Below are 11,378 nucleotides of genomic sequence, written 5' to 3'. Positions count from 1 at the left end.
AGGTCGGCATCTCTGGTGATAAAAGAGTTGGCGGAACTATTGGCTCCGTTCGTTTCGACTGGGCGTCATTCCTCACCGCAAACGCACCCGTCCCCCGCCAGCCGGTCCAGCCGCTCGGCCAGTTCCAGTTCCAGCAGCACCGTTTGCACCACCGCCGGGCTAAGGCCGCTCAGGCGGATCAGTTCGTCCACCGGCACCGGCGCATGGCCCAGCAGCGCGATGACGGCGCTGCGTTCGCCCGCCGCGACATCGCTCGATACCGGCTCACCGGCGAAATCGAAGCTGCCCTGCCGCACCATGCGAATGTCGATGCTGCCCACTGCCTCCAGCACATCGTCGGCATTCTGGATCAGGGTCGCGCCCTCGCGGATCAGCTGGTTGCAGCCTTGCGCGCGCGGGTCTAGCGGCGATCCGGGAACCGCCATCACCTCCCGCCCTGCTTCGCCCGCCAGCCGCGCGGTGATGAGCGAACCCGATTTGGGCGCGGCTTCGACCACCACGGTCCCCACCGCCAAACCCGCGATGATCCGGTTGCGCGCGGGAAAATGGCGCGCCAGTGGCTGCACGCCGGGCGGATGTTCGGTCACCAGCAGGCCGACATCGGCGATCTGCGCCTGCAAATCGCGATTTTCCGGCGGAAACACCACGTCCAGCCCGCAGGCGATGACGCCGATCGTCCCGCTGCCCACCGATCCCTGATGCGCCGCCGTGTCGATCCCCCGCGCCAGCCCCGATACGACCACCGCGCCGCGCTGCCCCAGATCCTGCGCCAGCGTCCGCGCGAAGCGTATTGCCGCAGCCGACGCATTGCGCGCGCCAACCATGGCGATGCACTGCCCCGCCGCCAGCGCCGCATCCCCGCGCACGATCAGCGCGGGTGGCGCGCCCTCAAACTGGTCGAGCAGGGCGGGATAGTCTGCGTCCCCATCAACAGGTAACGCGCGCCCAAGGCCCGTGATGCGGCAATCTCCCGCTCGACCGCGCCTGCATCGGCAACGCTTGCCTTGCCGCCGCCGCGTGCCGCCAGATCGGGAATGGCGCGCAATGCAGCCCCCGCCGTGCCAAAGCGCGCCAGCAATTGCCGATAGCTGACCGGGCCGATCCGGGGTGAGCGGATGAGCCGCAGCCGGTCGAACCGTTCCTGCTCGCTCACCCTTTGCCGGACCCGATCTTGGGTTCCGTTCCCTGCATCAGCCGCGCGATATTGGCGCGATGCCGCCACAACAGGATCAGCGCCATCGCCAGCGCCACGGGCACCAGTTCGATCCGCCCCATGAACCATAGCGCGATCGGCGCGCTAACCGCCGCCGCCATGCCGCCGACCGACGACCATCTGGTCCCGAACAGCGCGCCGAGCCACACTGCGGCAAAGATGCAGCCAGCGGGCCAGTGCAGCGCCGTCACCACGCCCATCATCGTCGCCACGCCCTTGCCCCCGGCAAAGCGCAGCCAGACCGGATAGCAATGGCCGATAAAGGCCACGGCCCCCGCCATCGGCCCTCCTCCGTCGATCAGCGCCGCGCCGATCAGCACCGCCGCCGCGCCCTTGAGCAGGTCCAGCAGCAGCGTCGCCGCCGCCAGCCCCTTGCGCCCCGTGCGCAGCACATTGGTCGCCCCGATATTGCCGGAACCGATCTGCCGCAGGTCGCCCGCCCCGGTAAGGCGGGTCAGCAACAGGCCAAAGGGGATGGAACCCAGCCCATAGCCAAGCAGCAGAACGCACAGGGGAAGCAGCCAGGGAAAGTTCATATTCTCGCCGATGATGATAGGGCAGACAGGATGGTCAGGCGACCATAGCGTGACGGGCGGCGCGGGCAATGGTCAACCGCAACCGCTCACCGCCTTCGCTTGATTTATGCCTGCGCGCCCGTCATTCTGGCGACCTCCCAGCGACGGACTTGCCATGACCGACAATGCTTCGTTCGATCCCCTGAGCAACCTCGTCCACAACTGGAGCATGATGGCGCTGGCGCCGCAGAAATTGTGGCAGTCGATCAACAGCGGCTGGTCGTTCGGCAACATCATCGTCAACGAAAATAATTCGAGCGCGCCGCAGACCGAACAGGCGATCGTCGCGCAGGAAAGCTATGGGCGGCAGATCGGCAAGTTGCTCGACGCGGTCGATACGCTCGCCAGGCGGCAGCCGGACTGGCCGGACACGGAGCAGCTAAAGGCCGCCATCGACCTGAAGATCAGGGTCGACGGCGTGAAGCTGGCCATGGCGCAGCGGCGGATCGACCAGTTGCGCGGCGATCTGGAACTGCTGCGCGCCGCCGGCCCGGCCGACCAATATGATGCCAGCGTCGCGGCCCTGCGCAAGCTGCTGGCGGAACTGCCCGAAACAGGGGATTGAACCGAACGGGCGTTGACACCCCCGCCTGTTCCCGCGACATGTCCCTCCATAATGACGGTCGCGCCAGAAGCTCCCATCCTCTTTTTCGATTCCGGCGTGGGCGGGCTATCCATCCTCGCCCCCGCCCGCGCACTGATACCGACCGCGCCGGTCGTCTATGCCGCCGACAGCGCCGGATTCCCCTATGGCACCAAGAGCGAGACGGAAATTGCCGCGCGCGTTCCGGCGCTGCTGGGGCGGCTGGTGGAGCGATACCGCCCGCGCCTCGCCGTCATCGCCTGCAACACAGCATCGACCATCGCATTGAGCCATGTGCGCGCAGCGCTCGACATTCCCGTCGTCGGCACCGTACCCGCCATCAAACCCGCCGCGCTTGCCTCCAAAACCCGCGTGTTCGGGGTATTGGGCACCGACGCCACCGTGCGCCAGCCCTATGTCGACCGGCTGGCCGCCGAACATGGTGCGGACTGCATCATGCTGCGCCATGGCTGCGCGGCATTGGTGCAACTGGCCGAAGCGAAGCTGCGCGGCGAACCGCTCGACCCGGCGATCGCCCGTGCCGCGCTCGCGGGCCTGACCGACCAGCCGGGCGGGGACCGCATGGACATAGTCGCGCTGGCCTGCACCCATTTTCCGCTGGTCGAGGAAGAACTGGCCGCCGCTGCATCGCGTCCGCTGACCTTCGTTCATGGCGGCGAGGGGATCGCCCGGCGCATTGCGTTTCTGACGCAGGGCCAGCCCTGGCCTGACGTTCCGGCAAACGGCATCGCCGTATTCACGCGGGTGGATGACCATGTCCGCGCGCTCGCCCCGGCGCTTGCCCGCTATGGCCTCGACCGGATCGAACAGCTCTGATTCTGTCTCTTGGACAAAAGGTCCGATATGATTGATCGGTATTTCCCCTTATGTCTGCGAACGGTTAGCGCTGGTAAAGCGCAGCATCAATCGGTAAACGCCCGCTATAAGTAGAATGTGGGCAGTCTAGGGTTAGGGCGAGCGTGAACTACAAGCATATCTTTGCGCAGGCGATCGATCGTCTCCATGAAGAAGGCCGGTATCGGGTGTTCATCGATATCCTGCGCAACCGGGGCGCCTACCCCAATGCGCGCTGCTTTCACGGCCATAATGGTCCCAAGCCCATCACCGTCTGGTGTTCCAACGACTATCTGGCCATGGGCCAGCATCCCAAGGTCGTGGCCGCAATGGAAGAGGCGCTGCACGATGTCGGCGCCGGGTCCGGCGGCACCCGCAATATCGGCGGCAACACCCATTATCATGTCGATCTGGAAGGCGAACTGGCCGATCTGCATGGCAAGGAAGCGGCCCTGCTGTTCACGTCGGGCTATGTCTCGAACGAAGCGACGCTCTCTACCCTGGCCAAGCTGCTGCCGGGCTGCATCGTCTTTTCCGATGAACTCAACCATGCCAGCATGATCGCTGGCATCCGCAATTCGGGCTGCGAAAAGCGGGTGTTCCGCCACAACGACGTCGACCATCTGCGCGAATTGCTGGCGGCCGAAGATCCCGAAGCGCCCAAGCTGATCGCGTTCGAAAGCGTCTATTCGATGGACGGCGACGTCGCGCCGATCGCCGCGATCTGCGACCTGGCCGACGAGTTCAACGCGCTGACCTATCTGGACGAAGTCCATGCCGTGGGCATGTATGGCGCGCGTGGTGGCGGCATTTCGGAACGGGATGCCGTAGCTGACCGGCTGACCATCATAGAAGGCACGCTGGGCAAGGCGTTCGGCGTGATGGGCGGCTATATCGCGGCCGACCAGATGATCGTCGATGTGATCCGCAGCTATGCGCCCGGCTTCATCTTCACCACTTCGCTCTCCCCCGTGCTGGTTGCGGGCGTGCTGGCCAGCGTGCGCCATCTGAAAGGCTCCAGCGAGGAACGGGACGGGCAACAGGCGTCCGCCGCCCTGCTCAAGCAGTTCATGGCTGATGCGGGCCTCCCCGTCATGGACACGGTCACCCATATCGTGCCGCTGATGGTGGGCGATCCGGTCAAGGCCAAACGGATCAGCGACATTCTGCTCGCCGAATATGGCGCCTATGTACAGCCGATCAACTATCCCACCGTCCCGCGCGGGACAGAGCGCCTGCGTTTCACCCCCGGCCCGGCCCACACCGAAGCGATGATGCGCGATCTGGTCGCGGCGCTGGTGGAAATCTGGGACCGGCTGGACCTTGAGTTGCTGGAACGCAAGGCAGCTTAAACCCCATCGCCGTTTCGCTGGAAATGGGCGGTCAGGCCTTCGCCACGCCACCGCGAACGGCATAGCCGCGATACAGCGTCCTCAGGCTCGGTTCGCCACCGACATTGCGGGCGACGGCTTCGATGGCGTCACCCAGCACCGGGCGCGGCGTTACGTGGAACCGCGCCAGCCATCCAAACAGGACCGCGCGCCACGCTCCGGGCAGGCCTTCCTGCTGGCCGAAATCCACAACCTCCAGCCTGCCCCCCGGCGCGACGCATAGCGCGGCCTGTTGCAATGCCGCTTCCCAGTCGGGGATCATCGACAGCGCATAGCTGATGAACACGCGATCGAAGGTCGCCCGGCCGAACAGCGCCTGGGGATCGAAATCCACCGCATCCCCCCGTGCCAGCCTGACGCGGCAGGCCATGCCCACCCGCTCAACCGAAATCTGCGCAGTATCAAGCATCGCCTGCGAAATATCGACGCCATAGAGCCGCGCATGGGGCCATGCCTTGCCAACCGCGATCAGGTTGCGTCCGGTGCCACAACCGATTTCCAGCACGCTGCCGCCCGAAGGCGGAGCAAGGTCGGCGATCAGTCCGTCGCGCCCCAGCAGATAATATTTGCGCGTTATGTCATAGATATGCCGTTGCCAGCGATAGGTGCCGTCCATCAACCGTCCATGGTCGCTCATCATGCCTCCTTCAGCACATAGAGATGCACCCCGCCATAAATGGCCGATCGGTCGCTCGCCGTGTAATCAAGCGACGCCTGCGCCTGATACGCCCACTGGTCCATCACCGCGTCGACAACCCGTCCGGGCAGGATGCTCGGTTCGCCCGCCGTGCGGAACAGCACCCGCGCGCCCGGCTTCGCCGTCCGCGTGATCTGCGCCCACAGCGCGTTCAACTGATCGTCATCCATCCAGTCCTGCGCATCGAGCAAAATGTAGCGATCCGCCGAAGCGGCAGGCTGATCGCGCAGGAAATCGGTGAAATTGACATGGCGCACATCGACCCGGTCCGCCCGCGTGCGCACCGCGTCATGATTGGCCGCCTGCAAATAGGGCGGCAATGGCCCCGCGCCCGCCGGGTCATTGGCGGCATAGCCGCGCCCGAAGGCCTGCACCGCGAAATAATTATCCTTCAGGTCAAAGTCGCAGGCCAGTTTCTTCAGCCGGGCTTTGAGCACCGCGTCCATCCGGTCGTCCCCGGCCAGCGCCTCGAACTGCGCGGGCGGAATGCCCAGCCCGAATAGCGAGGCGGGCTGGCTGGTCAGCCAGCGCACAAACGCCTTGTCGAAAATCGGGGCCAGTTCCGCGTCGAAAATCGCCCGCTGCTCCGCCAGTGTCGTGGCGTCCAGCATCCGCCGCGGATTGACGCCATGCAACCGCGCCAGCAGATGCGCCGCGCCGATGAAGCGCCCCAGCAGGCCATGTTTGTAGATGCCCCGCGCAAAGCCGCCGATCCGCCGCCGCCCGATCAGGTCGCGCCCTTCCCAGTAGCGCCGCGTCGCTTCATCCAGATGCGGCGCGACCATTTCCCGATAGGCCGCGATATTCTCGCGGCTGTCCGCCTGCGCGAAAAAACGGTGGAAGGCGGCGTGGTCCGGCAAGGTCCGCGCCGCCATCAGCTTCAGCCGGTTGAGCGCGATATGCGCGGTGTTCAGGTCCACGGCCGTGATCTTCGCGGGATCGGCAGTCAGGTAGGACAGGACGTTGCAGCCCCCCGACGCGATCGTCACCACATGGCAATCGGGCGTGATCGCCAGCGCCTCCATATCCACCGCCGGATCTTCCCAGATCTGGGCATAGACCAGCCCCCGGAACGCGAAGGTGAAGGCACGCTCCAGCAGCCCCTGCTTGGACAGATGCCGGTGGCGATGCACCGCGCGCGTGATCTTTTTATGGGCCGGTGCCGCCATGCTGTTCAAGCCTCCTCGCTATCGGGTCGTGGCGTGGCCCATAGGGCAACTGCGCGTCGGCACCGTGACGATAGCGTTACGTCCCTGTTACCAGCTTGCGGAACCGGCGGCGCTCTCACATCTTCTGGTCATCTATGGCCCATTGGATCGAACCCCACCCCACCGGCATCTATGTCCGCCCTGCCGATGCGTGGATCGACCCGTCCGCCCCGCGCGAGCGCGCATTGGTGACCCACGGCCATGCCGATCATGCGCGCGGCGGCCATGGCCATGTCTGGGCCACGCGCGAAACGCTGGCGATCATGGGCCTGCGCTACGGCACGGCATCGGGCACGCCGGTCGGCTATGGCGAGGAAATCCGGCTGGGCGGCGTCACCATCCGCTATGTGCCCGCAGGCCATGTCCTGGGATCGGCGCAGATCGTCCTGACCCATGCGGGCGAGCGGGTCGTCGTCACGGGCGATTACAAGCGCCGGCCCGACCCCACATGCCCGCCGTTCGAGCCGGTGCCGTGCGACATTTTCGTGACCGAAGCGACCTTTGGCCTGCCCGTGTTCCGCCATCCCGATACCGGCAGCGAGATCGACCGGTTACTCGCCGCCCTTCACGCCAACCCCGATCGCTCCGTGCTGGTCGGCGCCTATGCGCTGGGCAAGGCGCAACGGGTCATCTGCGAATTGCGCGCGCGCGGCCATCACGACCCGATCTACCTCCACGGGGCAATGGAACGCATGTGCAATCTCTATGTCGAACTCGGTGTCGAGATGGGCGACCTGCGCCCCGCCACTGGCGTCGCGGCAAAGGAGATGCGCGGCGCGATCATCGTCGCACCGCCATCCGCCCTCAACGACCGCTGGAGCCGCCGCCTGCCCGACCCGATCACTGCCATGGCATCCGGCTGGATGCGCGTGCGCCAGCGTGCCCGGCAGAAGAATGTCGAACTGCCGCTGATCCTGTCCGACCATGCCGACTGGGACGAACTGACAGACACGATCCGCGAGGTTGCCCCGACCGAAACCTGGATCACCCATGGGCGGGAGGAAGCTTTGCTCCACTGGTGCATGACCCATCAGATCAGGGCGCGGGCGCTAGCGCTGGTCGGGCGGGACGATGAGGAGGAGGAAGGGTGATGGCCCTGAGCGACCCCCACCCGTTCGGTTCGAGCTTGTCGAGAACTGTATCGCGCGCGTTCTCGACAAGCTCGAACCGAACGGACGTTGGCCAATGAGACCCTTCTCCCAACTGCTCGACGCCCTCGTCTACACCCGATCGCGCAATGGCAAGCTGGCGCTGATCGCTGCCTATCTGCGGTCCGCGCCGGACCCGGATCGCGGCTGGGCGCTGGCTGCTCTCACCGGCAATCTCGATCTCAAGGCGGTCAAATCCTCGGCCATTGGCGAAATGATCCGCGCCCGTGTCGATCCCGTCCTGTATGAAATGAGCCGCGACTATGTGGGCGATCTGGCCGAAACCGTCGCCCTGCTCTGGCCGACGCCGCCGGGCGAACCGCCGGACCTGGACGACGGCACGCTGACACTTGCTACCGTGGTCGATCGTCTCCACGCCACCAGCCGCGCCGCAGCGCCCGACGCCCTGGCGCAGATGATGGACCATCTCGACGCATCAGGCCGCTTCGCCCTGCTCAAGCTCGCCACCGGCGGCCTGCGCGTCGGCATCTCCGCCCGCCTCGCCAAAACGGGCTTCGCGCAGGCATTCGGGCTCGACGTCGATGATGTCGAGCAGGTCTGGCACGCCTTGCCGCCCCCCTACACCGCCCTGTTCGACTGGGCCGAAGGCCGCGCGCCACGCCCCGACCCAGCGGGCACGCCCTTCTTCCGCCCCTTCATGCTCGCCCACCCGCTCGAAGCCGACAGCGTGGACTTGGCGGACTATGCCGCCGAGTGGAAATGGGACGGTATCCGCATCCAGATCGTCGGCACGGGGAGCGAAACGCGCCTCTACAGCCGCGCGGGCGACGACATTTCCGCCAGCTTCCCCGAAATAGCCGCCGCCTTCACCGGCCATGCCGTGCTGGATGGCGAATTGCTGGTGCGCGGCGAGTTTCAGGGCGGCGAGGCGGCCAGCTTCAACGCCCTGCAACAGCGCCTTGGCCGCAAGCTCGTCAGCGCCAAAATGCAGGCGGACTATCCCGCTTTCGTGCGCCTGTACGATCTGCTGCTGGAGGGCGACGAGGATTTGCGCGCCCTGCCCTGGGAACAGCGCCGTGCCCGGCTCGAAGCCTATATGCCCCATCTCGACGCAACGCGGTTCGACCTGTCCGCCACCATCGACGCTGCCGATTTCGACGCCCTCGCCGACATTCGGGCAGGCGCGCGCGACGCCGCGATCGAAGGCGTAATGCTCAAACGCCGCGACAGCCCTTATGTCGCCGGGCGCAAGGCTGCTTTATGGTATAAATGGAAACGCGATCCGCTGACCGCCGATTGCGTCATGATGTACGCCCAGCGCGGCCATGGCAAACGCTCCTCCTTCTATTCCGATTACACCTTCGGTTGCTGGACGCCGGAGGGTGAACTGCATCCGGTGGGCAAGGCCTATAGCGGCTTCACCGATGAGGAATTGAAATGGCTGGACCGCTTCGTCCGCCAGAACACGGTCGCCCGCTTCGGCCCGGTGCGTGAAGTGGAAAAGACGCTGGTGCTGGAAGTCGCTTTCGACAGCATCCATGACAGCAAGCGCCACAAATCCGGCCTCGCCATGCGCTTCCCCCGCATCGCCCGCATCAGGCGGGACAAGCCAGCGGCGGAGGCGGACACGGTGGAGGGGCTGAAGAAACTGGTGCGCTAACCCAAAAACAAACGGGCCGATGGCAAGGGGGTGGAGCCATCGGCCCGTCGGCCATCACATCATTTCGACAGCGATCAAGGCATCAAAACCGTGTCGATGACGTGGATGACACCGTTCGACTGATTGACGTCGGCGATGGTGATCTTGGCCGATCCGCCCTTGGCGTCGGTGACATACCAGTCCTTGCCCTTCTGCCAGACGGTCAGCGGTTCGCCCTGCGCGGTCGTCAGCACAGCCTTGCCGCCATTGGCCGCAGCCTTGGCCGCAATGTCCTTCGCGTTCATTTTGCCGGGCACGACATGATAGGTCAGTATGCCGGTCAGCGTCGCCTTATTCTCCGGCTTCAGCAGCGTATCGACCGTGCCTGCGGGCAGCTTCGCGAAAGCGGCATTGGTCGGCGCGAACACGGTAAACGGCCCGGCGCTCTTGAGCGTGTCGACCAGACCGGCGGCCTTCACTGCGGCTACCAGCGTCGTGTGGTCCTTTGAATTGACTGCATTGTCGACAATATCCTTGGTCGGATACATCGCCGCGCCGCCGACCATCGGGTTCTTGGCCATTTGCGCCTGCGCGATCCCGCCGCCGCTGGCGGTCAATATCACGCTGGCAAGCGCGATCGTCATGGGTGAAAATTTCATGGGGGCATCCTTCCGCTATCCTGGCATCCCAAAGGTGTCGGGATGCGCGGTTGATACGTTTGAGAGCAGCGAATGGGTGCAAGGCATGACCTAAAGGACATCAGGGCAGGCAGCGCAATTGCACTGCGTCTTTGCGCTGTCATCCCAAGCCCCTATATGGGCGCTTTCGCGGGGTGACCGCGCACAGCATATGGAGACGAGATTGAGCAAGGTTCTGGTCATCGGCGCGGGCGGCGTCGGGTCGGTCGCGGTGCACAAGATGGCGATGAACAGCGATATATTCTCGCACATCACGCTCGCCAGCCGCCGCATCGTCAGCTGTGAGAAGGTCGCCGAATCGGTCCTGGCCCGCACCGGCGTCACCATCGACGTGGCGCAGGTGGATGCGGACGATGTCGCCGCCACCATCGCGCTGATCGAAAAGGTACAGCCCAGGCTGGTCGTCAATCTGGCCCTGCCCTATCAGGATCTCAACATCATGGACGCGTGCCTCGCGACCAAGGTGGATTATCTCGACACCGCCAATTACGAACCGCGCGACACGCCGAAATTCGAATATGGCTGGCAATGGGCCTATCAGGAACGCTTCAAGGAAGCGGGCATCATGGCGCTGCTCGGCTCCGGTTTCGACCCCGGCGTCACCAGCGTATTTGCCTCCTACATCAAGAAGCATCTGCTCGACACGATCGACACGCTCGACATTCTCGATTGCAATGGCGGCGACCATGGCCAGCATTTCGCCACCAATTTCAATCCGGAAATCAACATCCGCGAAGTGACCGCCCCGTCGCGTCACTGGGAAAACGGGCAGTGGGTCGAAGGTCCGGCGCTCAGCCACAAGCAGACATTCGATTTCGATCAGGTCGGCCCCAAGAATATGTACCTCATGTATCATGAGGAACTGGAAAGCCTGGCCAAATTCTATCCCGAAATCAAACGCATCCGTTTCTGGATGACCTTTGGCGACGCCTATTTGAAGCATCTGGAAGTGCTCCAGAATGTCGGCATGACCCGGATCGATCCGGTCATCTACGAGGGCAAGGAGATCATCCCGCTCCAGTTCCTCAAGGCCGTGCTGCCCGAACCGTCCAGCCTGGGTTCCACGACCAAGGGCAAGACCAACATCGGCGACATTGCCACCGGCACCAAGGATGGCGTGCAGAAAACCGTCTATGTCCTCAACATCTGCGATCATGAGGATGCCTATGCCGAAACCGGCAATCAGGCGGTCAGCTACACCACCGGCGTCCCCGCCATGATTGGCGCGGCCATGATGCTGACCGGCGCATGGCGCGGCGAAGGCGTGTTCAACATCGAACAGTTCGATCCCGACCCGTTCATGGACATGCTCAACAAGCATGGCCTGCCCTGGCAGGTGAAGGAACTGGACGCGCCGCTGGCGTTTTAAGCCGCCGTGCTCCTGCGAAGGCAGGAGCCCAGAGTCCGGGG

The 11,378-nt window shown here is 64.7% G+C and carries 10 protein-coding genes and 1 pseudogene; 6 read left to right on the top strand and 5 right to left on the bottom strand.

What is annotated here, in order from left to right:
• Window positions 1-65: 65 nt before the first annotated feature.
• Both dprA and plsY read right to left on the bottom strand, forming a co-directional pair.
• A pseudogene (gene dprA, locus CJD35_RS12905) lies at window positions 66-1,153 on the bottom strand (DNA-processing protein DprA).
• Complete coding sequence (gene plsY / locus CJD35_RS12900) at window positions 1,150-1,749, bottom strand: glycerol-3-phosphate 1-O-acyltransferase PlsY (RefSeq protein WP_026002636.1); 600 nt, start codon at window positions 1,747-1,749, stop codon at window positions 1,150-1,152. The pseudogene dprA and the gene plsY overlap by 4 nt, the downstream one beginning before the upstream one ends.
• 154 nt (window positions 1,750-1,903) lie before the next feature.
• Here plsY and CJD35_RS12895 point away from each other — a divergent pair, with 154 nt between their 5' ends.
• The 3 genes from CJD35_RS12895 to hemA all read left to right on the top strand — a co-directional run bounded on the left by CJD35_RS12895 (window position 1,904) and on the right by hemA (window position 4,578).
• Window positions 1,904-2,353, top strand: a complete 450-nt coding sequence (locus CJD35_RS12895) for a hypothetical protein (protein WP_017184450.1) — start codon at window positions 1,904-1,906, stop codon at window positions 2,351-2,353.
• Window positions 2,354-2,404: 51 nt separating this feature from the next.
• Entirely contained in the window at window positions 2,405-3,208 is an 804-nt protein-coding gene (murI, locus tag CJD35_RS12890) for a glutamate racemase (protein WP_017184451.1), read from the top strand.
• A gap of 143 nt (window positions 3,209-3,351) precedes the next feature.
• Window positions 3,352-4,578, top strand: a complete 1,227-nt coding sequence (gene hemA, locus CJD35_RS12885) for a 5-aminolevulinate synthase (RefSeq protein ID WP_017184452.1) — start codon at window positions 3,352-3,354, stop codon at window positions 4,576-4,578.
• A 31-nt stretch (window positions 4,579-4,609) separates the two neighbouring features.
• Here hemA and CJD35_RS12880 read toward each other — a convergent pair whose 3' ends face one another.
• Together CJD35_RS12880 and CJD35_RS12875 are read right to left on the bottom strand one after the other, a co-directional pair.
• On the bottom strand, window positions 4,610-5,254 hold the full coding sequence (locus CJD35_RS12880) for a class I SAM-dependent methyltransferase (RefSeq protein WP_086485950.1): 645 nt from the start codon (window positions 5,252-5,254) through the stop codon (window positions 4,610-4,612).
• Window positions 5,254-6,483 (bottom strand): BtaA family protein, encoded by a 1,230-nt coding sequence (locus CJD35_RS12875; protein WP_017184454.1) that lies wholly within the window; start codon window positions 6,481-6,483, stop codon window positions 5,254-5,256. Before CJD35_RS12875 ends, CJD35_RS12880 begins: the two co-directional genes overlap by 1 nt.
• Before the next feature lie 134 nt (window positions 6,484-6,617).
• Between CJD35_RS12875 and CJD35_RS12870 the strand changes: the two genes are divergently transcribed.
• Both CJD35_RS12870 and CJD35_RS12865 read left to right on the top strand, forming a co-directional pair.
• On the top strand, window positions 6,618-7,613 hold the full coding sequence (locus CJD35_RS12870; protein ID WP_017184455.1) for a ligase-associated DNA damage response exonuclease: 996 nt from the start codon (window positions 6,618-6,620) through the stop codon (window positions 7,611-7,613).
• A gap of 94 nt (window positions 7,614-7,707) precedes the next feature.
• Window positions 7,708-9,291: a cisplatin damage response ATP-dependent DNA ligase gene (locus CJD35_RS12865; RefSeq protein WP_017184456.1), complete on the top strand. Its 1,584-nt coding sequence runs from the start codon at window positions 7,708-7,710 to the stop codon at window positions 9,289-9,291.
• A 74-nt stretch (window positions 9,292-9,365) separates the two neighbouring features.
• Here the strand turns inward: CJD35_RS12865 and CJD35_RS12860 are convergent, their stop codons facing one another.
• Entirely contained in the window at window positions 9,366-9,929 is a 564-nt protein-coding gene (locus tag CJD35_RS12860; protein WP_026002637.1) for a fasciclin domain-containing protein, read from the bottom strand.
• A 202-nt stretch (window positions 9,930-10,131) separates the two neighbouring features.
• On the opposite strand from CJD35_RS12860, the gene CJD35_RS12855 reads away from it, so the two are divergent.
• On the top strand, window positions 10,132-11,337 hold the full coding sequence (locus CJD35_RS12855; RefSeq protein WP_017184459.1) for a saccharopine dehydrogenase family protein: 1,206 nt from the start codon (window positions 10,132-10,134) through the stop codon (window positions 11,335-11,337).
• The last annotated feature ends 41 nt before the right edge of the window (window positions 11,338-11,378 follow it).

Source organism: Sphingobium xenophagum, from assembly GCF_002288285.1.
GTDB lineage: Bacteria > Pseudomonadota > Alphaproteobacteria > Sphingomonadales > Sphingomonadaceae > Sphingobium > Sphingobium xenophagum.
The sequence above is the reverse complement of the archived record's forward strand: the minus strand, read 5'-3'. Positions and strand labels throughout refer to the sequence as shown.